This window comes from Arthrobacter sp. NQ4 (genome assembly GCF_029077345.1).
GTDB lineage: Bacteria > Actinomycetota > Actinomycetes > Actinomycetales > Micrococcaceae > Arthrobacter.
This window is the reverse complement of the sequence record NZ_JARETC010000013.1, coordinates 50,257-76,426: the sequence shown is the minus strand read 5'-3', so window position 1 is coordinate 76,426 and position 26,170 is coordinate 50,257. Positions and strand designations below refer to the sequence as shown.

24 protein-coding genes are annotated in these 26,170 nt (G+C 67.0%); 8 read left to right on the top strand and 16 right to left on the bottom strand.

Features of this window, described 5'->3' with window-relative positions:
• Positions 1-14: 14 nt before the first annotated feature.
• Complete coding sequence (locus tag PUN51_RS18085; RefSeq protein ID WP_082006995.1) at positions 15-470, bottom strand: Lrp/AsnC family transcriptional regulator; 456 nt, start codon at positions 468-470, stop codon at positions 15-17.
• A 106-nt stretch (positions 471-576) separates the two neighbouring features.
• Here PUN51_RS18085 and PUN51_RS18080 point away from each other — a divergent pair, with 106 nt between their 5' ends.
• Positions 577-1,218: a LysE family translocator gene (locus PUN51_RS18080; protein ID WP_255173671.1), complete on the top strand. Its 642-nt coding sequence runs from the start codon at positions 577-579 to the stop codon at positions 1,216-1,218.
• Between the two features lie 11 nt (positions 1,219-1,229).
• Here PUN51_RS18080 and PUN51_RS18075 read toward each other — a convergent pair whose 3' ends face one another.
• The 6 genes from PUN51_RS18075 to PUN51_RS18050 form a co-directional block, all read right to left on the bottom strand.
• Positions 1,230-2,207: a hypothetical protein gene (locus PUN51_RS18075; protein ID WP_275181991.1), complete on the bottom strand. Its 978-nt coding sequence runs from the start codon at positions 2,205-2,207 to the stop codon at positions 1,230-1,232.
• Positions 2,208-2,263: 56 nt separating this feature from the next.
• Positions 2,264-2,656 carry a nuclear transport factor 2 family protein gene (locus PUN51_RS18070; protein WP_275181990.1) on the bottom strand — a complete coding sequence of 131 codons (393 nt, stop codon included), beginning with the start codon at positions 2,654-2,656 and terminating at the stop codon, positions 2,264-2,266.
• Between the two features lie 40 nt (positions 2,657-2,696).
• Positions 2,697-3,200, bottom strand: coding sequence for a DUF456 domain-containing protein (locus tag PUN51_RS18065; protein WP_275181989.1), 504 nt, complete (start codon positions 3,198-3,200; stop codon positions 2,697-2,699).
• Positions 3,201-3,302: 102 nt separating this feature from the next.
• The gene (locus PUN51_RS18060; protein ID WP_275181988.1) at positions 3,303-4,502 is read right to left on the bottom strand and encodes an NAD(P)-dependent malic enzyme; all 1,200 of its coding nucleotides are present in this window, start codon (positions 4,500-4,502) and stop codon (positions 3,303-3,305) included.
• 290 nt (positions 4,503-4,792) lie between these two features.
• Entirely contained in the window at positions 4,793-5,401 is a 609-nt protein-coding gene (locus PUN51_RS18055) for a TetR/AcrR family transcriptional regulator (RefSeq protein WP_275181987.1), read from the bottom strand.
• Between the two features lie 138 nt (positions 5,402-5,539).
• Positions 5,540-6,823: an MFS transporter gene (locus PUN51_RS18050; RefSeq protein WP_275181986.1), complete on the bottom strand. Its 1,284-nt coding sequence runs from the start codon at positions 6,821-6,823 to the stop codon at positions 5,540-5,542.
• A 156-nt stretch (positions 6,824-6,979) separates the two neighbouring features.
• On the opposite strand from PUN51_RS18050, the gene rraA reads away from it, so the two are divergent.
• The 3 genes from rraA (at position 6,980) to PUN51_RS18035 (ending at position 10,894) form a co-directional block, all read left to right on the top strand.
• On the top strand, positions 6,980-7,441 hold the full coding sequence (rraA, locus tag PUN51_RS18045) for a ribonuclease E activity regulator RraA (protein ID WP_224027236.1): 462 nt from the start codon (positions 6,980-6,982) through the stop codon (positions 7,439-7,441).
• A gap of 121 nt (positions 7,442-7,562) precedes the next feature.
• Positions 7,563-9,227 carry an MDR family MFS transporter gene (locus tag PUN51_RS18040; protein ID WP_275181985.1) on the top strand — a complete coding sequence of 555 codons (1,665 nt, stop codon included), beginning with the start codon at positions 7,563-7,565 and terminating at the stop codon, positions 9,225-9,227.
• Positions 9,228-9,451: 224 nt separating this feature from the next.
• Positions 9,452-10,894, top strand: coding sequence for a sugar porter family MFS transporter (locus PUN51_RS18035; RefSeq protein ID WP_159629683.1), 1,443 nt, complete (start codon positions 9,452-9,454; stop codon positions 10,892-10,894).
• Between the two features lie 120 nt (positions 10,895-11,014).
• Here the strand turns inward: PUN51_RS18035 and PUN51_RS18030 are convergent, their stop codons facing one another.
• From PUN51_RS18030 to PUN51_RS18005, 6 genes are all read right to left on the bottom strand, one after another.
• Complete coding sequence (locus PUN51_RS18030; protein WP_275181984.1) at positions 11,015-12,241, bottom strand: MFS transporter; 1,227 nt, start codon at positions 12,239-12,241, stop codon at positions 11,015-11,017.
• 46 nt (positions 12,242-12,287) lie between these two features.
• Complete coding sequence (locus PUN51_RS18025) at positions 12,288-12,728, bottom strand: MarR family winged helix-turn-helix transcriptional regulator (protein ID WP_275181983.1); 441 nt, start codon at positions 12,726-12,728, stop codon at positions 12,288-12,290.
• Positions 12,729-12,769: 41 nt separating this feature from the next.
• Positions 12,770-13,261 carry a GNAT family N-acetyltransferase gene (locus PUN51_RS18020; RefSeq protein WP_275182016.1) on the bottom strand — a complete coding sequence of 164 codons (492 nt, stop codon included), beginning with the start codon at positions 13,259-13,261 and terminating at the stop codon, positions 12,770-12,772.
• A 177-nt stretch (positions 13,262-13,438) separates the two neighbouring features.
• Complete coding sequence (locus PUN51_RS18015) at positions 13,439-14,602, bottom strand: mannitol-1-phosphate 5-dehydrogenase (protein ID WP_275181982.1); 1,164 nt, start codon at positions 14,600-14,602, stop codon at positions 13,439-13,441.
• Entirely contained in the window at positions 14,602-16,662 is a 2,061-nt protein-coding gene (locus tag PUN51_RS18010) for a PTS mannitol transporter subunit IICBA (protein WP_275181981.1), read from the bottom strand. Before PUN51_RS18010 ends, PUN51_RS18015 begins: the two co-directional genes overlap by 1 nt.
• A gap of 88 nt (positions 16,663-16,750) precedes the next feature.
• On the bottom strand, positions 16,751-17,479 hold the full coding sequence (locus PUN51_RS18005; RefSeq protein ID WP_159629673.1) for a TetR/AcrR family transcriptional regulator: 729 nt from the start codon (positions 17,477-17,479) through the stop codon (positions 16,751-16,753).
• A 161-nt stretch (positions 17,480-17,640) separates the two neighbouring features.
• Between PUN51_RS18005 and ptsP the strand changes: the two genes are divergently transcribed.
• The 3 genes from ptsP to PUN51_RS17990 are packed head-to-tail and all read left to right on the top strand — an operon-like array spanning position 17,641 to position 20,621.
• Positions 17,641-19,326: a phosphoenolpyruvate--protein phosphotransferase gene (ptsP, locus tag PUN51_RS18000; protein ID WP_159629671.1), complete on the top strand. Its 1,686-nt coding sequence runs from the start codon at positions 17,641-17,643 to the stop codon at positions 19,324-19,326.
• Between the two features lie 42 nt (positions 19,327-19,368).
• Entirely contained in the window at positions 19,369-19,791 is a 423-nt protein-coding gene (locus PUN51_RS17995) for a helix-turn-helix domain-containing protein (protein WP_224023726.1), read from the top strand.
• 11 nt (positions 19,792-19,802) lie between these two features.
• Positions 19,803-20,621, top strand: a complete 819-nt coding sequence (locus tag PUN51_RS17990; RefSeq protein ID WP_275181980.1) for an alpha/beta fold hydrolase — start codon at positions 19,803-19,805, stop codon at positions 20,619-20,621.
• On the opposite strand, the gene PUN51_RS17985 is transcribed toward PUN51_RS17990, so the two are convergent.
• Positions 20,584-21,804 (bottom strand): PucR family transcriptional regulator, encoded by a 1,221-nt coding sequence (locus PUN51_RS17985; RefSeq protein ID WP_159629666.1) that lies wholly within the window; start codon positions 21,802-21,804, stop codon positions 20,584-20,586. The two genes, PUN51_RS17990 and PUN51_RS17985, sit on opposite strands and share 38 nt — an antisense overlap.
• A 233-nt stretch (positions 21,805-22,037) precedes the next feature.
• Here PUN51_RS17985 and ald point away from each other — a divergent pair, with 233 nt between their 5' ends.
• Positions 22,038-23,156 (top strand): alanine dehydrogenase, encoded by a 1,119-nt coding sequence (ald, locus tag PUN51_RS17980; protein ID WP_275182015.1) that lies wholly within the window; start codon positions 22,038-22,040, stop codon positions 23,154-23,156.
• 75 nt (positions 23,157-23,231) lie between these two features.
• On the opposite strand, the gene PUN51_RS17975 is transcribed toward ald, so the two are convergent.
• Together PUN51_RS17975 and PUN51_RS17970 are read right to left on the bottom strand one after the other, a co-directional pair.
• Entirely contained in the window at positions 23,232-24,299 is a 1,068-nt protein-coding gene (locus PUN51_RS17975) for a Gfo/Idh/MocA family protein (RefSeq protein ID WP_224023731.1), read from the bottom strand.
• Between the two features lie 106 nt (positions 24,300-24,405).
• Positions 24,406-26,121: an ABC transporter family substrate-binding protein gene (locus PUN51_RS17970; RefSeq protein ID WP_224023733.1), complete on the bottom strand. Its 1,716-nt coding sequence runs from the start codon at positions 26,119-26,121 to the stop codon at positions 24,406-24,408.
• Positions 26,122-26,170 lie beyond the last annotated feature (49 nt).

Here is a 26,170-nt window from a genome sequence, read left to right as displayed (position 1 = left end):
CCGCCGGGCCACGCCTAGACCGGCGGTCCGGCGTTGGACTTCAGGTTCTTCATGACGAGTGTTGAAGTCAGCCGCTCGACGCCGGGCAGCGATGTGAGTTCGGTGTCATAGAAGCGCTGGTAGGCGGGCAGGTCCGCCGCGATGACCTTGAGCAGGTAGTCCGGGGATCCGAACAGCCGCTGGGCCTCCACGATGTTCGGGTTGTCCGCCACCCGGTTCTCGAAGATCTCCATCGTGGGCCGGTCCACCTGCCGGAGCGTGACGAAGACGATTGCCTCAAATCCCAGGCCCACCGCGGCGGGGTCAACGTCCGCCTTATACCCGCGGATGACTCCGGACTGCTCCAGGTCCCGCAGCCGCCGATGGCAGGGCGCCACGGTCAGGCCCACCTTCGAGGCGAGGGCGGTGGCGGTCATCCGGCCATCTTCCTGAAGGTGTCGCAAAATATTTCTGTCGATGTTGTCCAGCACGCAATAAACATACTGCCTCTGCTGCGAGGCGGGCGAAAAAGGGACAGCACTTTTGGTGCCATTCTTCCTATGGTTGCTCCTGAGAGACGTTCGACAGGAGAAACCGATGAATCCGCAGCTGTTCCTGGCCTTCCTGGTGGTGGCCGCAGCCCTGGCCTGCACGCCTGGAGTGGACTGGGCGTACACCATCGCGGCCGGACTCCGGCAGCGCAGTTTCGTGCCCGCGGTGGCCGGGCTCTGCGGCGGCTACGTCCTGCACACCGCCCTGCTCGTGGCCGGCCTGGCCGCCGTGCTGGCCGGCATGCCCGGCGTCCTTGGCTGGATAACCCTGGCCGGCGCGGGGTACCTGCTGTGGCTCGGGGTGGGAACCCTGCGCTCCTGGCGCGGTGCGAGCTTCAGTGCGGATGCCGCCGTCGGGCCGGGAACCCAGCTGCGCACCTTCCTGCAGGGCATGGGCACCAGCGGTATCAACCCCAAGGGCCTGCTCTTCTATGTGGCCCTCATTCCGCAGTTCGTCAGCGCCGATGCGTCGCTGCCCGTGCCGGTGCAGTCGGGCCTCCTGGGCATGACGTTCGTGGCGCTGGCGGGCCTGGTCTATACGGTGGTGGCCCTGCTGTCGCGCACGCTGCTGCAGAGCAGGCCCGGCGCAGCGCGCGCGGTAACCCTGGCCAGCGGCATCATCATGGTGGTCCTGGGGACTGTGCTGCTCGGCGAGCAACTGTTGCCCTTCCTGGCCAACCACTCATAGGCCAACGGGTCCTAATCCCCGCTGAGTTCCCTCCAGTCCTGCTCCCAGATCCGGCGCATTTCCTCATCCTTGCGGATGGGCGCCGGAGCCTCCAGCTCCCGCTGGGGTTCAGGGTCACCGCGCCGGCGTCCCCAGTCGCGCGGATTCAGCGAGCGTCGGCTCGATTCCAGGACCAGCAGCGCCCGGTCCGTCAAGGCGTCATTGCGCAGCGCAAGGTGCGTCTTGCGGCGGCGCAGGACCTCGGCGATCGCCTGGTGGGCCGCGTCCAGCCGGCCTTCCCTCCGCAGGGCACGGGCACGGACCAGCAGCAGGGCAGCGGAGAGGTCGTCCGCGTTCAGCAGTCCCTCCGTCCAGTCGATGACCGTGCGGCTTCGGCCCAGGCTGAGGGCAAGGGAGCAGCGGGCCAGGGCCATGGGAAGCGACGGCGGCAGCCCGGTCAGCGAGTCGAGCGCAGCCTCGGTGCGGCCGGTCTCGCGCAGCGAGTGGGCCAGGGCCAGGAACACCGATTCCTCGCTGAACAGGACGGGGATCTCCACCCGCTCAGCCAGCTCGATCCGCGTGACGATCCTGGTGAGGTAGGTGGAGGAGTACCTGTTGGCTTCATCGTCGTTCCTGGTGGTGAGCCCCCGCTGAAGGAGCTCGGAAGCACGCAGATAGCCGCCGTGTTTGTACACCAGCAGCCCGGCCATCAGGTAGCAGAGCCCGGCCCATCCGGGGTAGGCGCGCGCCAGGGTGATCAGCCGTTCCGGCTCGCGGCTGGTGAAGACGGCTTCGTGGACCGCTTTGGCAGGCTTGGGCATCAGCCGCTTGAGCCGGGGCACCTCGCCGTCGATGGACAGCAATGCGGGGTTCCGCCCACCCAGGACACCGGTCAGCAGGCCACCCACTCCCCCGGCGAGATCACGGACCGGAGTGCGCAGCTGTGCCTGTCCGAAAGGGGTGAGATCGCGGCTGTCCCAGTAGATCGGTGCAGTCTCCCCGGCGCTCATCCTTAAATGCTAACCGTGAGTTCAGAGCCCCCTCCCCAGTCCGGGCCCCAGGGCAGTCAGTTCCTGGCCATGAACCATTCGGTAAAGGCGGAGGCCCGGCCGGACCCGTCAAACCTGATGACCCACAGGTTGTCATACGTGGGGCGGCCGCCCGAGTAGGCGGTGACGCCCTGGACAAAGGCGGTGTTGCCGTCGCATCCGAGCAGCTCCCAGCTGAATGTCCAGTCGGCTGGCTCGTCGCGTGCGGCGAGCCAGCCTTCGACGATCCCCTCGTCGCCCCGCCAGGGTTCCGGATCGTGGGGACGGGTTTCATAGACCGCGTCAGGGGTGAACAGGGCGCGGATGTCATCGGCGCCGTTGCTGTTCCAGGCCGCCTGGTACTTTTCCATCCAGGCGTGGACAAGATCCTCTGCCGACGCACGGCCTTTTGCTGAAGCTGGCTGGGTCATACCTAGGTTGTACCCGCGCCGCAGTGCCGGCGCAACGGCGTCACCCGTTGGCGGCTGCTATCCACACGCCGATCACCCAGGTGCTGGCAGCAAGGCAGGCGAGCCCGAATTCAGCGAGCATACCCACGCCGGTGGCCTTCAGGGCGGCCCAGCTGGACCTCGCCGCCGTCGTAAAGTTCCGCGTGCGGAGGAACTCGCTGGCCAGCAGGCCGGCAGCAAAGCCCACGAAGAGCCCCACCACGGGGATGATGAACATCCCCACGACTCCCGCAACCAAGGCCACCACGATGCTGCGGCTGGGAATGGCGTGCTGCTTGAGTTTCCTGCCGGTCAGGACGGCACCTGCCGTCATTCCCGCGGCGACGAAAATCATGGCCACCGCAAACACCACCCAGCCCGCCGTCCCGGCACCGCCCCAGATGGCCCACGCCAGCAGGCTGACACCGATCAGCACGCTCCCGGGCAGCACGGGAATGATCGTGCCGGCCACCCCCACCAGGATCGCCAGGCCGCACAGGATGGTCACCACGGTCTCGGAGCTCATGATGCCCAGTCTAGGTGGCCCGGTTCAGCGCCTTAACGCCCGACGGCGGTGCCTCCTTCGGGGAAGGAGGCACCGCCGTCGTGGTTCCGGAGGAAAGGAGTCCTACTCCGCTTCCACCGCTGCGGCGACGGCGGCGGTAACCGCCGGGGCCACGCGCGGGTCCAGCGGGCTGGGGACGATGTAGTCCGCCGACAGGTCCTCGGCGGCAAGCTCGGCAATGGCACGGGCCGCGGCCAGCTTCATGGCCGGCGTGATGCGGCGGGCCCCTGCGTCGAGCGCACCGCGGAAGATGCCCGGGAACGCCAGGACGTTGTTGATCTGGTTGGGGAAGTCGCTGCGGCCCGTGGCCACGACGGCGGCGTACTTCACGGCAACCTCGGGCAGGACTTCGGGGTCCGGGTTGGAGAGGGCGAAGACGATGGCGTCCTGGTTCATGGTGGCCAGGTGTGCCTCGTCCAGCTTGGAGGAGGAGACGCCGATGAACACGTCGGCTCCAGCGAGGGCTTCGGCGGGGCCGCCGGTGATGCCGCGGGGGTTGCTGCGGCCGGCGATGTCCGCCTTCTTGCTTCCGGGGCTGGCGGCCAGGTCCTCCCGGCCGCTGCTGATGACGCCCCGGGAGTCCAGCAGGACCACGTCGGTGATACCGGCTGCGAGGAGGATTTCGGCGACGGCGATTCCTGCCGCTCCGGCGCCGGACACCACAACCTTCAGCCCTTCCAGGCCGCGGCCGGTCACCTTGGCTGCGTTGGTGAGCGCGGCAAGGGCAACGACGGCGGTGCCGTGCTGGTCATCATGCATGACCGGGCAGTCCAGGGCTTCGATCAGCTTTTCCTCAAGCTCGAAGCAGCGCGGAGCCGAGATGTCTTCAAGGTTGACGGCGCCGAAGCTGGGGCGCAGGCGGACCAGCGTTTCGACGATCTCGTCCACGTCGGTGGTGTTGAGGACCAGCGGGATGGAGTCAAGGTCGCCAAAGGTCTTGAACAGGGCGGACTTGCCTTCCATGACGGGCAGCGAGGCGCTGGCACCGATGTTGCCCAGGCCCAGGACGGCAGTGCCGTCGCTGACAACGACCACCAGGCGCTCGGCCCAGGTCAGCGTGCGGGCGAGTTCGGGCTTGGCGTGGATGGCGCGGCTGACCTCGGCGACACCCGGGGTGTAGGCGATGGACAGGTCCCGCTTGTTGGACAGCGGAACAGTGCTGGTGACGGACAGCTTGCCGCCCTGGTGGGCGCTGAAGATCTCGTCTTCGGTCAGGGCAGTGGCTGCTGAGTTGTCGGCGGCGGTAATTGCGTCAATGGACACGTCGTTGTCTCCTGGTGCTTGCCGTGGGCGCACGGCACATGGGACTGGAACCCGGCAGCGGGCCCAGCATGGAAAAGTAGTGCGACAGGAAACCCAGGGGTGGCGGGTCCGTGGGAACGCCGGGGATGTTTCCGCCCTGCCGCTCCTGTGCCTCCATGGTAGGCAGTCCCGAACTGCCCGGATGGCACCTCTTGACAGCCGCGGCGTCTGAAAAAACGTTTTGGCAGCGGTTTATGTGGCCCGCATCACGTGATTATGGCGGATTTAATCGGGGTTTTGGTCTAGACCAGTTACGCCGATCGACTCACTGTTAACGCCGCCTCGGCTTCCGGGGACAGCCGCCCGCAGGCCTTTTTGAGGTCTTCCTCCGCTTCAAAGAGCGACAGCCGGCGGTTCCGCACGGACTGGACCAGACCAGTGACCGTCAGGAGGAGGACCCGTGCTCCCACGGCGTCACCGCAGGCGCCGGCCACGAGCTTTTCGCTGAGTGCGTCGATCTCGCGCAGGAGGTCCGTGGTGTCTTTGTCCGGCAGGTACACGCCCCTGCTGAGGCATTGCTCCACCGCGGGCTGCATGACGCGCATATGGAAGATTTCCATCAGCAGGCCGGAAAGAGCGCGGCCCCGGAAGCGCGGGGACGAGCCGCGGGAACCTGCCTGCAGCTCGTCCAGCTGCTGCCGGTACAGCGCCAGCATCAGATGGGTGGGGGACGGAAAGTAGCGGTAGAGCGTGCCCAGCGGCACGTCTGCTTTTTCTGCGACCTGGGAGAGTTCCACGGCATCCAGCCCCGTGCGGGCAAACCCGGCAGCGGTATCAAGGATCCGTGCGTAGCGGAGGCGCTGGCGTGGAGCGGAAGGCCTGGCGGCCATGGGCGGATGGTCTGAAAAAGTCTCGGGCATCAGCATTCCGGGGTTGTGTCGTAGGGACTGCGGCCAGGAGCGCCCCCACTTCCGTACCGCCCTGCAGCCCGGTTCAACTATACGGCACAGGCACGTGACCTAATTAGTCAGCGGCCTTATCTTCAGGCCCCCAAGGGGTCAGCCGACGCCCCGGATCTTCACCACAAAGACCGCGCCCAGGAGTCCTATTGCCGCAGCGGTGAGGAACAGGGTCCGGTAGCCGCCCCAGTAGTTCACGGCCAGGAGCGCCAAAGCCGGAGCAACCACCTGCGGCAGCGAGTTGGCCACGTTGATGACGCCCATATCCTTGCCCCGGCTGATGGCGAAAGGCAGGACCTGGGTCAACAGGGCAAAGTCCACGGCCAGGTAGGCGCCAAACCCGATGCCCAGGACCGCGGCACCGGCCAGCGCACCGGGCCACACGGGAAAGAACGCCATGATGGCACCGGCCATGGCGATGGTGGCGGAGGATCCGATGACGAAGGGCTTCCGCCGCCCCACCCTGTCACTCCAGGGCCCAGCGACGACGGCCGTGATCATCACCATCACGGCATAGATGCCGGTCAGGACCAACACCCCCATGGCGGGATCCCCGAAGTGGATGACGTCGCGCAGGAAGAAGAGGAGGTAGACGATGGTCAGCTGGTTGCCCACATTGACCAGGAAACGGGTCAGCCAGGCCCACGCGAAGTCCGGATAGCGCCGCGGGCTGATCCAGAAGCCCTTGATGAAACCGAGGGGGCGGAAAGCCGTCAGTTCAGACTTGGGAAGTTCGGGGTCGTTCCGGTGGAACAGGTACGGCAGCACGGAGAGCAGCAGCGCACCCGCGCAGAGCCAGTAGCCCACCATGAAGTTTCCGGAGACCACGGCGCCGAAGACCGCCCCCGTGAGGATGCCGAGGGTCTGGCCCATTGCCGCGAGTCCGCCCACTCCCCCGCGCTGGACCACGGGAACCCGATCCGGGACGGCGGCGGTGATGGCGGCGTAGGCGGCGTTCGCGCCCAGCTGCACCAGGCACCAGAAGAGAACCATGAGCGCCACGGCACCCGAGAAGGACATGGCCAGCAGCGCCGCGGTGGCAAGCACTGCCCCGGCCAGCACCCACGGCGCCCGCCGGCCGAACCGTGACGTGGTCCGGTCCGACAGCGCGCCGAAGAGGGGGTTGGCCACCAGCGACACGGCGGCCCCGCAGGCCGTGACCAGGGACAGGATGGCTTCCTTGGCAGGCGCATCGATGCTGATGGCCTGCTGGCCGATGAAGACGTTGATGGGGCCGAAGAAGGCGGCGTTGATCCCCACGTTCACCAGCACCAGCCCGGTCACCCAGCGGGCAGTGACCCGCTCAACCGGTTCGGCGAGCGCTGCCGCCGGGGTTTGGGCCGCGAAGGTGCCGTCCGGCGCGGGCGTATTGGACACACTCATTGGTTTGGCTCCCCCTGGTACGGCCGGTTGGCGGTGGGATCAGACTATCGTGGGCGGTAACGCGCCGCCCTGCGCCGGGCGACGAATGTGCACAGTCCACCACCACGCGAGGAGAGCCACGTGACCACACCAGCAGGAAACGGATCCGCTCCGGCCATGAACACTGCCGATCTCTACGATGAGCGCGGCGACGCACTGGCATCGGTGTCCCTGCAGTTCCAGTCCTTGGGTGGCAGGTCCCATTTCAGCGGTCCGGTCCGGACCATCCGCTGCTTCCAGGACAACGCCCTGGTGAAGTCCACGCTCGGCTCGCCAGGGAACGGTGCGGTCCTGGTGGTGGACGGCGGCGGCTCGCTGGGCACCGCCCTGATGGGGGACATGATCGCCGAAAGCGCTGTGGCCAACGGCTGGGCCGGCGTCGTCATCAATGGCGCCATCCGCGACCGGCTGGCAATCGCTGAACTGGACCTCGGCGTCAAGGCCCTCGGAAGCAACCCCAGGAAGAGCCAGAAGGCCGGAGCCGGCGAGGTCGACGTGGACGTGGTGATCGACGGCGTGACGTTCCGCCCCGGAGCCACCGTTTGGTGCGATCCCGACGGCATCCTCGTGGAACCGTAGGGGCGTTTGGGCAAAGGCTTCAGCAACAAAATACGCACGGCGGGGAATAGAAAGAGCCGGTAAGATAGTTACTGAAAGCAACTATCGCTGCTTGTATCCTTTTTCTTCCCTTGGAGCACCCATGTCCAAAGCCACTGCCGCGCCAGGCGCCGGAGAAACCCTGACACGACGCCAGATCGTCACCGTAATGGTGGGCCTGATGCTGGGCATGTTCCTGGCATCCCTTGACCAGACCATCGTCTCCACGTCCATCTACACCATCGCCAACGACCTGGACGGGCTCTCCCTGCAGGCGTGGGCCACCACCGCCTACCTGATCACGTCCACGGTCAGCACCCCGCTCTACGGCAAGCTGAGCGACATTTTCGGGCGCCGCCCGCTGTACCTGGCCGCCATCGCCGTCTTCCTGGTGGGCTCGCTTTACGCGGGGTCCGTGCACTCGATGACTGAACTGGCCATCGCCCGCGGCATCCAGGGCCTGGGCGCCGGCGGCCTGCTGGCCCTGGCGCTGACCATCATCGGCGACATCGTCTCGCTCAAGGACCGCGCCAAGTTCCAGGGCTACTTCATGTCCGTGTTCGGAATCTCCTCGGTCCTGGGTCCGGTAGTGGGCGGCGCGTTCGCCGGTTCCGCCAACATCCTGGGCTTTGACGGCTGGCGCTGGGTGTTCTTCATCAACATTCCCATCGGACTGGCGGCCCTGACGGTGGTGTTCCTGTTCCTGCACCTTCCCGCCAAGCACCTCAAGCAGAAAATCGATTACTGGGGCGCGGCAGCGATCACCGTGGCCATCGTTCCCCTCCTCCTGGTGGCCGAACAGGGCCGCACCTGGGGCTGGACCTCGCTGAACTCCTTCCTCTGCTACGGCCTGGGCGTGGTGGGCATTGCCTGGTTCCTGCTGGCGGAGAAACGCGCCGGCGACTACGCACTCATCCCGCTGCGGCTCTTCCACAACGTCACGTTCGGCCTGTCCTCGCTGCTGAACTTCATCATCGGCATCGGCATGTTCGGCGCCATCGCCATGCTCCCGATGTACCTCCAGCTCGTGAAGGGCCTCACCCCCACCGAAGCCGGCCTGATGATGATCACCTTCACGGTGGGCATCCTGTTCGGATCCATCACGGCCGGCCGCACCATCTCAGCCTCCGGAACGTTCCGCATCTTTCCCATCATGGGTACCGGAATCCTGACCGCGGCGGCCCTGGTGATGGGCTTCTCGCTGGGAGTGGACACGGACCTGTGGGTGCCGGGCCTGATTGCGGTGTTCTTCGGAGTGGGCCTGGGCTTCTGCATGCAGCCGCTCACGCTGGCCATGCAGACCTCGGTACCGCCGCGGGACATGGGCGTGGGGACCTCCTCGGCAGCGTTCTTCCGCTCCATGGGCGGTGCCGTGGGAACCGCCGTCTTCATCTCCATGCTGTTCAGCCTGGCTGCCAGCCGTATCGCCGACAGCATGAAGGCCGCCGCCACGGATCCCGCCTACCTGGCCGTGCTCAAGGACCCCGCCATCGCGTCGGACCCGGCCAACGCCAAGCTGTACGACTTCTTCAAGAACGGTGCATCCAACGACTCCCTGAACGACACCAGCTGGCTGCACACCGCCAACAGCACCCTGACCAGGCCCATCACCGACGGGTTCGCCACGTCCATTGACACGGTGATGCTGACGGCGGCAGCCCTGACCGGCCTGGCGTTCCTCATCAGCTTCGCCCTCCCCCGGAAGAAGCTGACCGACCAGAAAGCATCCCCGCAGGACAGGGACAGCATGGAGATTCCGGCGCACTAGCAGGTGGCCCGGGAGCGCACTGAACGGACGACGACGGCGGCACGGCCCGCCGTCGTCGTCCGGCGTTTAAGGGGAAAGCCGCTCAAGGGGACAGGGGCGCCAAGTGGAACCTAAGGCGGTGACGTGCCACACTGTTTAGCGCGTGTGCGCCGGCCCCTTTGGCCGGTACCGCAGCCGACGACGTCCGCACCGCATCCATAAAACCCCCAAACCCAGGGAGAACCATGCCCACTGCACAGGAGCAGACCACCACCGGGATTCCGCGGCGGGTGATCTGGCTGGCGCTCGCGGGGGCGGTGGGCGGATTCCTCTTCGGCTTTGACTCGTCCGTGGTCAACGGGGCCGTGGATGCACTGAAGGGAGAATTCGCGCTCTCCGAGGCCGTGACAGGCTTCGCCGTGGCCATTGCCCTCCTGGGCTGCGCGGCCGGCGCCTTCCTGGCCGGCAAGGTGGCGGACCGGCACGGCCGCATTCCCGCCATGAAGCTCGGCGCGCTGCTGTTCCTGGTCAGCGCCCTGGGCACCGGGTTCGCCTTCGGCGTCTGGGACCTGGTGTTCTGGCGCCTGGTGGGCGGGCTGGGCATCGGCCTGGCGTCGGTCATCGCCCCGGCCTACATTTCCGAGATTTCGCCGCGGCAGGTGCGCGGCCGCCTGGCCTCGCTGCAGCAGCTGGCCATCACCACCGGCATCTTCGCCGCCCTGCTGTCCGACGCGCTCCTGGCCACCACTGCCGGTGGCGCGGACCAGCGCTTCTGGCTGGGCATTGAGGCATGGCGGTGGATGTTCCTCGCTGCCGCCGTCCCGGCCGTGGTCTACGGCTGGATTGCCTTCACCCTGCCCGAGTCCCCGCGGTTCCTCGTGTTCAAGGGCAAGGAGGAGGAAGCCCGGAAGGTCTTCGCCTCGATCGCCCCCGCCGAGGACACCGACCGGCACATCCGCGAGATCCAGGACGCCATCGAGGAAGACAAGGTGGCCGGCCAGAAGGGCTCGCTGCGCGGCAAGACCCTGGGCCTGCAGGCAGTGGTCTGGGTGGGCATCGTCCTGTCCGTGCTTCAGCAGTTCGTGGGGATCAACGTGATCTTCTACTACTCCACCACCTTGTGGAAGGCTGTGGGCTTCCAGGAGAAGGACTCCCTGGCCATCTCGGTGGCAACGTCCATCACCAACATCCTGGTCACCCTGGTGGCCATTGCCCTGGTTGACCGCGTGGGCCGCCGGCCCATCCTGCTGGCCGGCTCCGTGGGAATGGCCGTGTCCCTGGGCGCCATGGCCCTGGCGTTCTCCTCTGCCACCGGCTCCGGCGAGAACATCACCCTCCCGGGTGCGTGGGGTCCCGTGGCCCTGGTTGCGGCCAACGTGTTCGTCGTCAGCTTCGGCGCCTCCTGGGGACCACTGGTATGGGTGCTCCTGGGCGAGATCTTCCCGTCCCGGATCCGCGCCCGGGCCCTGGGCCTGGCCGCCGCCGCGCAGTGGGTGGCCAACTTCGTGATCACCCTCAGCTTCCCGGTCATGGCGTCCGCGTCCCTGCCGCTGACCTATGCCATGTATGCCCTGTTCGCTGCCGCGTCCTTCTTCTTCGTCATGTTCAAGGTGCCGGAGACCAACGGCATGTCCCTGGAGCAGGCGGAGACGCTGTTCGTACCGAAGGGTTCGGCGAAAGCCAAGTAACGCCCCATCACGTTCGGCAACCTTTCCGGCGACGCCCCATCAGCTTCCGCCGGAAAACAACAAACCCTCCATCACCTGGCGTGATGGAGGGTTTGCTGTTTATTGCCTGACGTGCGGCGGTTACACGACGTGCGGTTCGTGCGAGGACAGGTAGGCCCGGCCGCCGACCGCGACCAGGATGGCGATCACCATGGCCACCGCACCGGCGAAGAACGGCACCTGCGGGCCGAAGTGCTCGCCGAGCTGGGCCGCCGCGAACGGGGCCAGCGCGCCGCCCATCCAGCGGACGAAGTTGTAGCCGGAGGATGCCACCGGCCGGGGTGAATCCGAGACACCCATGGCCAGTTCGGTGTAGATGGTGTTGTTGACGCCCAGCAGTGCACCGGCAACGATCACCAGCACGACGACGGCGGGAACCGAGTGCCCGGCAGCCAGTCCCAGCCCGGCCAGGTCCAGCATGAGCAGGAACAGCGTGCCCGTCAGGACCTTCACCGCGCCGAAGCGGGCCTGCAGCGGCGGGGCCACGAAGACCGAGAACACCGCCACGGCCACGCCCCACCCGAAGAAGACTCCGCCAATGCCGTACGCATCCATGCCCAGGATGAACGGGGTGAAAGCCAGGATGGTGAAGAAGCCGTAGTTGTAGAACAGGCCGCTCGCCGCCGTCGTCCGCAGTCCCTTGTGTCCCAGCGCCAGCAGCGGGTCGCGGAGGCGCACCTTGCGCTCAGGCAGCGGGGTCTTGGGCAGCAGGGCGATCAGGGCGATGAAGGCGGCGGCCATGAGGACGGCGGTGCCGAAGAAGGGTGCGCGCCACTGCCAGCCGCCCAGGAGGGCGCCGAGCAGCGGGCCGAGGGAGATGCCCAGGCCCAGGGCGGCTTCGTAGAGGATGATGGCGGTCCCGGCGCCGCCGCTGGCCACGCCTACGATCACGGCGAGGGCGGTGGCCACGAAGAGGGCGTTGCCCAGTCCCCAGCCGGCGCGGAAGCCCACCAGCTCACCGACGCTGGCGGACATTCCGGACAGCGAGGAGAAGACGACAATGACGGCCAGGCCGATCAGCAGGGTCTTCTTGCCGCCGATCCGCGAGGACACAAAACCCGTGATCAGCATGGCCAGCGCCGTGACCAGGAAGTAGCTGGTGAAGAGCAGCGATACCTCGCTTGGGCTGGCGTCCAGGTTGGTGGCGATGGCCGGGAGGATGGGATCCACCAGCCCGATGCCCATGAAGGCGAACACTGCGGCGAGGGCGGTGGCCCACACCGCCTTGGGCTGTTTCAGGAATGAGGCCTTTTCGGCCTGCAGGGTTGATTCTGGTGCCGGCAGGGTTTCTGCGAGCTGGCCGTCCATGGAGGGTACTCCTAAGTTCGTGGCTAATTCAGCGTGGGTGGCTGGTTCAGTTCTGGAGGGATGCATTGATCTTGTCGATGACCGGCAGGGCCTCCGACAGGGCTTTACGGTCCTGGTCGGTGAGGGTGCTGAGGATGTCGGCCATCACCTGGTTGCGCCGCGTGTTTGCGGCGTCGACGGCGGCACGGCCTTCGGGGGTGAGAATCACCCGGACGGCGCGGGAGTCTGCCGGGTCGGGCTCGCGCCGGGCCAGGCCCGCGCGTTCGAGCTTGATGATCTGCTCGGTGGCGCTGGGCACGCGGACCCCGAGGTTCCGGGCAATTTCACCGACGCGCTGGCCTTCGCCGAGCAGCATCTTGAGCGTGCTGAGCTGGGCGGCGCTGAGTTCACCGTCCGCGTCGAGGCGCCGGACCAGGTAGACACTGTGGCGGAGGGCTTCGCGGAACCCACTGGCGAGTTCCTGGAGCTGGGGATCGTTGGTATCCATCGTTAGGTACCCTAACATTTAGGGTACCTAACAGTCAATGTCTAGAGGGCCAGCTTCATGCCGACGTGGCTGGCCTCGAAGCCCAGCTGCTGGTAGAACCGCTGGGCTGCCGTGCGGCTTCGATGGGTGGTCAGCTGCATCAGGCTGCAGCCGCGCCTGCGGGACTCCCCGGCCGCCCAGCCCACCATCAGCTTCCCGAGCCCCTGGCCGCGGAGGGACGCGTCCACCCGGACGCCCTCGAGCTGCGAGCGCCAGGCACCCTTCCGCGAGATCCCTGGCAGGAAACTCAGCTGGAAGGTGCCAACTGCCGCGCCTGCGGCTTCGCCGTGAGGCACCAGTTCGCCCACCACCAGCAGATGGTTCCGGTCAGCCGCTATCGCGTCGAAGGCGTGCTCGTAAGGTTCCATGTCCTGCGCGGTTTCCCGCCCGGCGGCCAGGGCATCGTCGGCCAGCAGCCGCACCATGGCGGGCAGGTCGGCCCGGGTGGCGTGGCGGAGGCGGAACGTGCCGCCGTCGACGTCGGCAGTGAACAGGGCAGGAACGGCATCTTGGGCAGGGATCACCTGCCCAGCCTTGCACAGGAAGCGAACGACGCCGGCACTCGCGTGAGTGCCGGCGTCGTGCTGATGGCGCATTGCCGGAAATCCGGCAGGATCTGATGGATCGTTGCGTCAGGGGGTGCAGGAAGTGATGGCGCGTCCCGGGATGTGTCAGGCCGGGGTGCTGGCCAGCTCCGCCTGCCGCTCCTCCACCAGGGTGGCAACGGCATTGAACAGCGGATGGTCCTTCTCGAGCCCGGTGATTTTCGCCGTGGCATCCGCCGGGCCAGCGGAGGCCAGGATGGCTGCCAGCTCGGTAGCCTCGGCATCGGCGGGATCGGTGAAGCGCAGGGCGGCCGCGATGGCACCCAGCAGGGCCTCCGGCACGACGCCGCGTTCTGCCAGTTCCGCCGCCGGGCCGATGAACCGTTCGTGCCGGCTCAGCTTCCGCAGCGGGGCGCGGCCCACCCGGTTCACGGTGTCCGGCAGGTACGGGTTGGAGAACCGGACCAGGATCTTCTGGACGTAGGCCTCCTGCTCGTCGTTGCTGAACCCGTGCTTGGCCACCAGGAGCTGCTTGGTTTCCTCCAGCACGGCCCGCACGTCCTCGGCCACATCCTGGTCCGCCATGGCGTCCGAGATCTTCTCCACGCCCGCTTCGAAGCCGAGGTAGGCGGCAGAGGCATGCCCGGTGTTCACGGTGAACAGCTTCCGCTCGATGTAGGGCGAGAGGTCATCCACGAAGGTGGCTCCCGGAATCACCGGAACGGAATCGCCGAAGGCGGTGCGGTCGATGACCCACTCGTAGAAGGTTTCCACCGTCACGTCCAGGCCCTGCCCGGCCTCCTGGTTGGGCACGATCCGGTCCACGGCGGTGTTGGCGAAGACCGCCTTGCCGTCGAGCACTGCGGCGGTGACCCCGGGCTGCGAGGCAACCTCCTTGGCCAGGATGTCCGTGGCATTGATGGCGTTCTCGCAGGCCATCACCTGGAGGGGCGCGAGCCCCGGTTCCCTGGCGACGATGCCCTTGGCGATCACGGGCGCCACGAACTTCAGGATGTGCGGGCCCACCGCCGTGGTGACGATGTCCGCCGTCGAGATTTCCTGGACCAGCTCTGCTTCCTGGGCGTTGGAGTTCAGCGCCCGGAAGTTGTCCACGGTGCGTACGGCGGGGTTCTCCCCCACCTCGTGCACCGCATAGCTGTCCGCCTGCGAAAGCCGGGTGATGAGTTCCTCCGCGACGTCCGCGAACACCACCTCGTAGCCTGCGTCATGCAGGAGCAGGCCCACGAAGCCGCGGCCGATGTTGCCGGCACCGAAATGTACTGCCTTCACTATGCGTTGACCTTTCCGAAGAGCTCCAGGACTTCGTCCTCGGACGTGGCAGCCTCCAGCCGGGCCACCTGCTCCTTGTTGGTGAATACCTTGGCGATGGAGGACAGGATGTGCAGGTGTTCGTTGTTGATGCCTGCCACGCCCACCACGAACTTCACTTCCTTGCCGTTCCAGTCGATGCCCTCCGGGTAGCGGATGACGGACACCGCGGACTTGCGGATGTGGTCCTTGGCGGCGTTGGTGCCGTGCGGGATGGCCAGGAAGCTGCCCATGTAGGTGGACACGGATTCCTCGCGCTCGTGCATGGCGGCGATGTAGCCCTCATCCACGGCGCCCCGGGCCAGCAGGAGCCGTCCGGCCTCGTCGATGGCGGCGTCGCGGGTGGTGGCCTTACCGGTCAGCACCACGCTCTCGCGGGCCAGGATCTCGGAGGTTCCGGTGGCGGCTGCTGCGCCGCCTGCCGTCGCTCCCGCGGCAGCGGGGGCTGCGTCCACCGGGGCATCGGCGGCGTGGGCACCGTGGGAGGTGCCGGCGTCGGACTTTTCCCCTTCAGTGTTGCTTTCGCGGACCAGCTCGACGATCTCGTCGTAGCGGGGGCTGTTCATGAAGTTGTCCACCGAGTAGTGGACGGCGCTGGAGGTGACCGGCTTGGCGCGTTCGGTCAGGTCCTGGTGGGTGACCACAACGTCGTAGGTGTCGCTGAGGTTGGCGATGGAGGCGTTGGTGACCTTGACGTCAGGGAATCCCGCCGCCTTGATCTTGTTCCGCAGCACCGAGGCGCCCATGGCGCTGGAGCCCATGCCGGCGTCGCACGCAAACACGATGTTCCGCACCGGGCCGGCGAGCATGCCCACTCCGCCGTGGCCGGCGGCCGCACCAGCGGCAGTTCCCGCGCCGGCACCGGTCAGGGTGGAGGCAACGGAGCTCTTCTTGCCCTTCATGGCCTCCATGCGGGCGGTGGCGTCGCCCAGGTCCGCCTCGTCACTGTGCTTGGTGGTGCGCAGGATGACGGAGGAGACCAGGAAGGAGACGGCAGCCGCGAGCACCACGGAGAGGATCACGCCGAAGTAGCTGTCGCGGGAGGTCTGCGCCAGGACGGCGAAGATGGAGCCAGGCGCGGCCGGGGCCACGAGGCCGGAATTGGTGATGGCCAGGGTGGCGATGCCGGTCATGCCGCCGGCGATGGTGCCCAGGATCAGCAGCGGGCGCATCAGGACGTACGGGAAGTAGATCTCGTGGATGCCGCCCAGGAACTGGATGATGGCAGCGCCGGGGGCGGAGGCCTTGGCGGCGCCGCGGCCAAAGAACGCGTACGCGAGCAGGAGGCCCAGGCCGGGACCGGGGTTGGCCTCCAGCAGGAACAGGATGGACTTGCCCTGCTCCAGGGACTGCTGGACGCCCAGCGGGGTGAGCACGCCGTGGTTGATGGCGTTGTTCAGGAACAGGACCTTGGCGGGTTCGATGAAGATGCTGGTCAGCGGCAGGAGGCCGTTCTGCACCAGGAACTGGACAAAGTTGCCGGCGGCCGTGCTGAAGGCGGTGACCAGCGGCGAGATGCCGTAGAAGCCCAGCAGTGCCAGCAGGGCGCCCCAGATGCCGGCGGAGAAGTTGTTCACCAGCATTTCGAAGCCCGGGCGGATCTTGCCGTCCCAGATGGAGTCGATCTTCTTCATGGTCCAGCCGCCCAGGGGGCCCATGATCATGGCGCCGATGAACATCGGGATGCCGGCGCCCACAATCACGCCCATGGTGCCGATGGCCCCCACCACGCCGCCGCGGACGTCGTAGACCATCTTGCCGCCGGTGTAGCCGATCAGCAGCGGCAGGAGGTAGGTGATCATGGGGCCTACCAGGCCGATGTTGGGCTTCCCGCCGGTCTCGCCGAAACCACCGAGCTGCGGAACGGGCAGCCACCCCTTCTCGATGAAGAGGGCGGTGATGATGCCCCAGGCGATGAACGCGCCAATGTTGGGCATGATCATGCCGGACAGGAATGTCCCGAACTTTTGGACGTGCACGCGCGCGCTGGTGCGGGGTTTTGCAACTGTCTCTGTTGCCATGTGATTTCCTAACCGTCATTCCTGCTGCTCCGCAGGATTGGTCCGATGATTACGACGACGTACTGCTGGGTAATGCGGGGTTGTAGGGCTATCCGGCCGGGCTGGTGGAGATCCGGTGCAGCCATTCGAGGAAAAGCTTGAGTTCCGAGCTGGAAAGCTGGTCAGAGTGCGAAGCCTGAAGTGCGGCGTTCAGGGCGATCGCTGCCACCACCACCGAGGACTTCCCGGTGCCGCCCGGGGCCGGGCCGCTGGCGGGCTCGGCGGACACCGCGAAAATCATGGCGTCCCGGGTCATGGTGGACAGTTCGAGGTTGCGTTCGGTGGCGGGTTCCGCAATCAGCATCAGCGTCACGCCCACGTTGGCCGCCAGGATGGACCTGGCCGCTTCCCTGGGCTGGACGTTCAGCTGGCCCGCCGCCGCTGCCTTGTTCAGCATCTCTTCCATCAGCGCCTCGGCATCCGCCACGATGGCAGGACGGCTTTCCGGACGGATGTTGCCGAACATGACCAGGTACAGCTCGGGCTGGTTCAGGCCGAACTGGACGTGGTTGTCCCACATTCTCCGGATGTCCTCAAGGGGCTGTCCGGAGGGGGCGAAATCCCTTTCGCCCGCGACATATTCCTCAAACCCTGCGGCGACGACGGCGTCGAACAGACCTTCCTTGTCACCGAAGTGGTGGTACAGGGTGGGAGCCGAAACCCCTGCCAGTTGGGTGATCTGGCGGGTGGAGACCGGAGCTCCCGCCGAATTTGCCAGCAGTTCCGCGGCAGCACGGAGCAGCCGCATTTTGGGGGGAAGCTGGCCATCCAAACTCATAACCGCTACCCTAGCACCTATAGCGTTGCTATATGAACTGAATCACATACAATTTTTTCAGGCACGTTTCCCGCCCCTGGACGTAGCAGTCCTCCGGCGGACCCGGCACGGCGCCGGAGAACTTGGCGGGCCTGTCTACCGGCAGAGAATGAGGACCTTCAGTGCAGAACTTCCCAGGAGTAGGCGTCAGCCCAGGCCGCGTCATCGGCACCATCCGGCAGATGCCCAAACCCATCAGTGAGCCTCCCGCCGGTGAACAGCTGGCTCCGGACACCACTGCCGAGGAAGCCACCGCAGCGCTGAAGGCAGCTTCCCAGGCGGTGCACGACGAACTGAAGGAGCGCGCCGCGCACGCCATCGGTGACGGCAAGGCTGTCCTGGAAGCCACTGCACTGATGGCCAAGGACACCATGCTGATCAAGGGGGCGGCCAAGCTGGTGGCCCGGGGTGTTTCTGCCGAACGCGCCATCTGGGAATCCGGCTCCTCCGTGTCCGAGATGCTGCACAACCTGGGCGGCTACATGGCCGAACGGGCCACCGACGTCCTGGACGTCCGTGCCCGGATTGTCGCCGCGCTGCGGGGCGTCCCCGCACCCGGCATCCCCGCCTCCAACACCCCGTTCGTGCTGGTGGCAGAGGACCTTGCCCCCGCGGACACGGCAACCCTTGACCCGAACAAGGTCCTGGCGCTGGTCACCGCCGGCGGCGGCCCCCAGTCCCACACGGCGATCATCGCCCGCTCCCTCGGCCTGCCCGCCGTGGTTGCCGCCGTGGGCGTCGACGAGCTCCCGGACGGCACCGAGGTCTACGTGGACGGCGCAGCCGGCAGCATCACGGCCGAACCTGACGAGACCCTCCGTGCCACGGCGGAAGCCTGGGCAGCCACGGCGTCGCTGCTGGCTGAGTTCACCGGCACGGGTACGACGGCGGATGGCCACCAGGTGCCACTGCTCGCCAACGTGGGTGGCGGCAAGGACGCCGAAGCTGCCGCCAAGCTCGGAGCCCAGGGCGTAGGCCTCTTCCGCACCGAGTTCTGCTTCCTGGAGCGGGACACCGAACCTTCCGTTGAAGAGCAGGCGGCTGCCTACAAGAGCGTTTTCGATGCCTTCCCCGGCAAGAAGGTGGTGCTGCGCACGCTGGATGCGGGCGCGGACAAGCCCCTGCCCTTCCTGACCGATTCCACGGAGCCCAACCCTGCCCTCGGCGTCCGCGGCTACCGCACGGACTTCACCACCCCCGGCGTCCTGGACCGGCAGCTCGAAGCCATCGCCCTGGCCCAGCAGCAGTCCCAGGCCGACGTCTGGGTCATGGCCCCCATGATCTCCACCGCGGAGGAAGCCTCGCGCTTCGCCTCCATGTGCGCAGACGCCGGCATCAAGACCCCCGGCGTCATGGTGGAGGTCCCCTCCGCGGCCCTGACCGCCGAGGCCATCCTCCGCGAAGTCAGCTTCGCCAGCCTGGGCACCAACGACCTCACGCAGTACGCCATGGCTGCCGACCGCCAGCTCGGCCCGCTCGCCAACCTGAACACCCCCTGGCAGCCCGCGGTCCTGCGCCTCGTGGGACTGACCGTCGAGGGGTCCCGCGCGGAGGGCCACGACAAGCCCGTGGGCGTCTGTGGTGAAGCTGCCGCCGATCCTGCCCTCGCCGTCGTCCTTACCGGCCTTGGCGTCAGCACCCTGTCCATGACCGCGCGGTCCCTTGCCGCGGTGGCCGCGGTCCTGAAGACCGTGACCCTGTCCGAGGCCCAGGAACTGGCCAAGCTGGCCCTGTCCGCGCCGAGCGCCACCGAAGCCCGCGCCTGGGTGCGGGAAAAGCTGCCGGTCCTGGAGGAACTGGGGCTCTGACGCCCGCGGGCATGCCGGCCACACCCGGGATAGGCTACGTCCATGGCACTGATAGCCCCCCGCGTCACGGCCGGCCTGCCCGCCGGCGAGGCCCGCAGCCTGACGCGCGCCCTCGAGGACAGCAATGACATCACCGTGTTCGTGGACGGAACGGTCCACCGGCTGCCCGGACAGGCGAGGGACGCCGTCGTGGATCTCCTCGCCAGGCTGGGCCGCGGCGAAACGGTGACCGTGAGCAGCGTGGAGGAGATGCTGACCACCTCCCAGGCGGCCGAACTGGCCGGGATCTCGCACACCTACCTGCGCAACATGACGGACCGCGGCGAGATCCCGGTGGAGTACCGCGGATCGCACCGCCGGATCCGGACGGCCGACATCATGACGTGGCTTGGGAAGCAGAAGCTTGCGGAGCAAAAGCGCAAGCACGAAAAGGACGCCGGCGATCACGCCGGCACGGCCGGGTAGTGCGGCCCCGCATGACGTGGCCGCGGCGACGGAAAGACGTTTCGCTTCACTCTGCCGACGTGGAAGCAAACGGTTTGCATGGCCGCATCTTCTGGGCTCACGGGACGCCGCCTCCCGGACCGGACGCTGCCGGAGCCCCCGCCGCGCCCGCCTATGTCCTCATCCACGGCATCGGCGTCTCCCACCGCTACCTTCGCCGCCTCCACGGCGAACTCTCCGCCGTTGCCCCCACGTATTCGCTGGACCTGCCGGGCTTCGCCGGGACGCCCAGGCCGGAGCGGCCGCTGTCCATTGCAGACTACGGCGCCTTCATCGCCCAGGCCCTGAAGGCAAGCGGCATTGGCTCCTACATCCTGGTGGGACATTCCATGGGCGTGCAGTTCGCCATCGAAGCCGCCCTCTACGCCCCGGGGCAGGCCCACCGGCTGGTGCTCATGGGGCCGGTGGTGGACGCCCGGTACCGGAGCGTGCAGCGGCAGGGGCTGGCGCTTTTCCTGGACGCCCTCCTCCGCGAAAACGCGTCCTCCAACTGGCTCGTCTTCTCGGACTACTTCCGCTGCGGACCGCGCTGGTACTTCACCGAACTCCCCGTCATGATGGCCTACCCCACGGAGCGGCGGCTGGCCGGCATCAATGTGCCCGTCCTGGTGCTGCGCGGCAACCACGACCAGGTGGCCGGCGCCGACTGGTCGCTCCGGCTCTCGCAGGTGGTGCCGGAGGGAAGCTTCGTGGAGATCCAACGCGCCGGACATGTGGTCCAGCACCTGCGTCCGCGGCAGGTGGCGGAGGCCATCAAATCCTGGGCCGCGCCGCCCACCGCCGCATCTTGAGGGCGGCGTGCAGTTCCAGCCGGGGCATCCCCTTCAGCGGGTCCACCCCCAGCAGCTGCCGGATCCGCCCCAGCCTGTTGTAGATGCTGCTGCGGTGCAGGTGGAGCTTGGTGGCCACATCCTGGACTGAGCCGTCATTGTCATAGAGCAGCTCCAGGACCGGAATCAGCTCGCCGTTGCGGTCGTGGTCCTCGAGCATCCGGAAGTACACCGACCCGGAATCAGCCCACGCCCCCACCCCTCCCCCGGCGGACGCGAGTAACTGGTACACGCCGGTGGCCCTGCAGTCCACCAGCTCGCCCAGCTGGGGATCCACCGCGGCGGCCTGGGCCGCCATCCGTGACTGCCGGTATGCCTCGGAGAGCTGGCGGGTCTTGGCGAAGCCTTCACTGATCCCCAGGATGATCCGGTGCACCGGGCGGCCGGAGCGCTTGGCCAGCTCCAGCTGGTAGTGCACCAGGACCTGTGCATGGTTGGCCCGGCCGGTCGATTCGCGGAACAGCACCACCGAATGCGTCTCCGTGCCGGCGCTGAAGAGGGCGGCGTCCACCCCCACCGTGGCCTGGAGTGCGGTGGACCGGTGGATCAGGGTGGACGCGATGGGGTCCGGGCCGCTGGCCCAGCCGTCCGCGTCCAGCACCGTGACCATCTGCCATGGACCCCTGCCCTGGACTTCCTTCCACCCGGCCACGGCGGCCACGGCATTGGGTTCTCCGGCACAGGCGGCCAGGAATTCCCGCTCACGGCCCCGCCGGAATTCGGATTCGGCCGTGTTCGAGTCGAGCAGGAGCCCGGACAGCAGCTCCAGCTCGTGGTTGACGCCGGGCAGTTGGGTGAGGATCGCCGTCGGGCTTTCCTCCGCCGAGTCCTGCTGCACCCAGAGGTAACCCACCCGGAAGCCGCGCACCATCAGCGGGACGCACACCCGGCCCAGCATGCCCAGGTCCGGGTTGGCCGGAACCACCACGGGCCGCACGGCAGTGGCAATGCCATGGGAGAGCTGCCAGGCGCTCACGTCCGCCGGAACCTTCTTGCTCAACAGGAAGTTCACCCGCACGCGGTCGGCATGGGACTGGTTGGAGCTGTAGGCGAGCAGCAGTCCGTCCAGGTCCTCAAGGGAAAGGCCACGGCCCAGCTTCTGCGCCACCTGTTCGACGAGCTGTTCCACACCCTGCTGCTGCATGGGCCAACAGTACTGCCCAGGTGGCCCAGCGGACGAACGGACACGAGGCGACACCTGACGCTTCAGGACTCGACAGGTGTCGAGGCGAACGATCCGAAATCCGCGGAATGGCGCGGTTTGGCGTGCAGCATCCGATGGGGTTCATGTCGCCTGGCTCACAGCGGGATTTATCGTTGAAACACGAAAATCCTTCCGCCTTTTCGGCCTACCGGCCCCAAAAACTGGAGCAGACGATGATCATCGGCGTCCCCAAAGAAATCAAGAACAACGAATTCCGCGTGGCCATCACCGCGGCAGGCGTCCACGAGTTCCTCACCCACGGGCACACCGTGCTGGTGGAGCGCGGGGCCGGCCTGGGTTCGGGCATCACCGACGAGGAATACTCGATCGCCGGCGCCGAGATCGTCAACGAGGCCGATGACGTCTGGGCCCGCGCCGACATGGTGATGAAGGTCAAGGAACCCATCAAGGCCGAGTACCACCGCTTCCGCAAGGGCCTGATCCTCTTCACCTACCTGCACCTGGCCGCCGAGCCGGAGCTCACCACGGAGCTCATCAACTCCGGCGTCACCGCCATCGCCTACGAAACCGTCCAGGAAGGCCGGTCCCTCCCCCTGCTGGCACCGATGTCCGAAGTTGCCGGCCGCCTCTCCGTCCAGGTCGGCGCCACCTCCCTGATGGCCCCCGCCGGCGGCAAGGGCGTCCTGATGGGCGGCGTGCCCGGCGTCCGCCCCGCCAAGGTGGTTGTCCTGGGCGCCGGTGTTGCCGGCACCAACGCCGCAGCCATGGCCCTGGGCCTGGGCGCCGACGTCACCATCCTGGACATCAACATCAACCGCCTGCGCGAACTGGACGCCCAGTACCAGGGCCGGTTGAAGACCGTTGCCTCCAACACGTACGAGATCGAAAAGTCTGTGGTGGACGCCGACCTGGTGATCGGTTCCGTCCTCATCCCCGGCGCCAAGGCCCCCAAGCTGGTCACCAACGACCTCGTGGCCCGGATGAAGCCCGGCTCCGTCCTGGTGGACATCGCTGTGGACCAGGGCGGCTGCTTCGAGGACACCCACCCCACCACGCACCAGGAACCCACGTACAAGGTGCACAACACCATCTTCTACTGCGTGGCCAACATGCCTGGCGCCGTACCCAACACCTCCACGTACGCGCTGACCAACGTCACCCTGCGCTACGCGGTGTCCTTGGCAAACCTGGGCGTCAAGGCCGCCTTCGACCGCGACCCCGCCCTGGCTGCGGGCCTCAACATCGCCGCGGGCCACGTGGCACACCACTCCGTGTCCGAGGCCCACAACCTGCCCCTCGTGGCTGACTGGCACGAGCTCGTCTCCGCTTAAGGCCCCCCCTTCATCGATTGCTCCGTACTTGTCGTTTTGGACCCCCGGAACGACAACTACGGAGCAATCGATGAGTCATTTAACCCCAAGCTCCCTGGCCCTCTCGATGATTTTGAGGACCTCGACGGCGTCTTCCGGGTTTACGGGGAGGGGCAGGGATGACTGTGCTCCGCCGTCGAGGATCCTGGCTGCCAGCAGGCGGTAGAACTCCGGGTAGTTCCCGCGTTCGGTGGGCAGACGGTCCAGGTGTCCGTCGCGGCCCAGGAGCCCGGCCCACTCCGGAGCTTCCACGCCGTAGTCCCCGTCCAGCGGGCTGCCACCTGCCACGATGTAGGGCTCCTGCGGGTCCACGCCGTTCTTGGTGAAGCCGCCGATCGAACCCAGCACCCGGAAGCGCGGCCCCTGCTGGGCGCACAGCACGTTCATGGCCAGGTGGCTGATCACTCCCGACTGGTGTTGCAGGACCAGGAAGACGTCGTCGTCAGCCCGCTCATCGGACCGCCGCGCCTGCAGTTCCGCGTGGAGGATGGTGGCCGGGCCGAACAGCTGCAGTGCCTGGTCGATCAGGTGGCTGCCCAGGTCGAACAGGACGCCTCCGCCGTCGGAAGCGGTGGCCCGCGCTTTCCAGGCTTTGGCGATGGCCGGGGACCACCGCTCGAACCGCGACTCGAACCGGGTCACCCGGCCCAGGGCCTGGGCCGCCAGCAGCTTTTGGAGGGTCAGGAAATCCCCGTCCCACCGGCGGTTGTGGAACACGGTGAGCACCCGGCCCAGATGCCCCGCCAACGCAATGAGTTCCTCGCCCTGCGCGCTGGTGACCGCGAACGGCTTGTCCACCACCACGTCCAGCCCCGCCTCCAACGCGGCCTTTGCCAGGGGGAAATGGGTCATGGGCGGCGTCGCCAGGACCACAAGGTCAAGGTCCGCTGCCCGCCTGACGACGTCAGCGCCGTCGCGCACCACCTCCACCCCGGGAAGCCGGGACGAGGCACTTGCCTGCCGCCCGGCGTCGGACGTTGCAACGACGTCCAGCGAGTAGCTGGTGTTGGCTGCCAGCAGCGGCGCGTGGAAGACGCTGCCGGCAAGCCCGTAGCCGACGACGGCGGTGCGGATGGTGCGGGGGGCGCCTTCAGTTCCGGTCATGGAAGCAACGCTACCCCCGGTCCCGCGTGGTTAAAACGCCTGGCTAAAAGAAGCCGGCACCCCTGGAAGACCAGGGGTGCCGGCTTGTCGATCGGGCTGCGGGGGGTTACTTCTTGACCCAGCCGATGGTGGTCCAGTCCGGGACCTGCGAGGTGCTCTGGAAGAGGGACGGACCGTAGTTGGCCAGTCCGGTGCGGACGAAGGAGATCTGCGGGCCGTTGAAGACCACGCCCATGGAGTAGTACTTGGCCATGTGCTCCTTCTCCACGTCCATGGCTGCCTTGTTGCGGGCTGCGTTGTCCTCGATGGAGGCGAGGTCGGCGATCTTCTTGTCCAGCTCGGCGTCGCCCAGCTTGTTCTCGTTGACCTTGGAGTCGTAGTACTGCTTGACGGCGTCGGTGGCATCCGGGCCCACGGTGTAGCCGGAGATGCTCAGGTCGAACTCGCGGCTGCCCAGCACCTTGCCGAAGTCGGCGGAGGCGCGCTGGTCAATGCCCACATCCATGCCGCCGGCCTGGAGCTGCTTCTGCAGGGTCTGTGCCACGGCCAGGGTGGTGGGGTCGTCGCCGAAGTTGCTGATCTTGAAGGCAGCGGGCTTGCCGTCCTTCTCCATGATGCCGTTGGCGTTGGCCGTGTAGCCGGCGTCAGTGAGGACCTTCTTGGCGGCATCGGCACCGGTTTCCTTGACCGGGTAGTTGTCCTGGTAGTACTCCGAGAACGGCAGGAGCATCATGGAACCGCTGCTGGGCTCCTCCCAGTTCAGGCCGTTGAAGCGGACCTTGCGGAGGGCTTCGCGGTCCACGGCAGCGAAGATGGCCTTGCGGACGTTGACGTCGGTGATGCGCTGGGCATTCAGGTTCAGGCCGCCGGCGAAGAGGCGCTGGCCGCGGCGGATGTCCGCATCCTTGGTGCCGTCCAGCTGCTTGTAGAGCGAGATGGTGTTGGCGGACATGGCATCGATCTCACCGTTCTTGAAGGCGGCGATCTGTGCGCTGGTTTCCAGCTGGCGGAAGGTCACGTTGGCCAGGACCGGCTTCTGGCCCCACCACTTGTCGTTCGGAACCATGGTGACCGTCTTGGCGGCGGTGTCGTACTGGTCCAGCTTGAAGGGGCCGGCCATCCACTCCGGGTGCATGTTGCCGTTGAAGCCCTCGTTGAAGATCTCCGGGGTGTTGACGGCCGGGTGGATGAGTCCGAAGAAGAGCGAATCCACGGGGAAGACCGGGCGGCTGGTCTTGACGATGACTTCCTTGTCGCTGCTGCCCGCCTCGACGGAGTCAACGAACTCATAGGCGCCCGAGCTGACGATGTCGTAGCCGGCATCCGGGCTCTTGAGGATGTTCCAGGTGTTCTTGAAGGCCTTGACGTCAATGGGCGTGCCGTCGTTGTAGGTGGCCTTGGGGTTCACCTTGATGGTGATGGTCTGCTTGCCGTCCTTGACCACGCTGTCCACCGACTCGCAGAAGTCCGTGTTGGGCGTGACCTTGCCCTTGAAGTCAACCTTCCAGCAGCCGCCGATGCCGCCGCTGTTCATGGCGATCGGGTTCATGGGGATCTGCAGGGCGGAGTTGTCCGCGCTGTTGCCGTTGTTGGAGAATCCGTTGAAGTCCGGGCCGATGTTGCCCAGCGGAAGGGTGACCTTGCCGCCCTGCTGGAGGTCGGACGCCGGCTTCTCGTTGATGCTGATCAGCTTGGACAGGTCGCTTCCGGATTCCTGTCCTTTGGCTGTTTCGGGGCCGCTGGCACCGCCACCGCCGCAGGCCGTCAGCGCCAGGGCCGCAGCAACGGCTGCAGCTCCGCCGATCCTGTTCAGTTTCCTCATGGTTTTCCCTTCATTGGTGCGAGTGGTGGTGCTTTGGGGTCGAAAAATC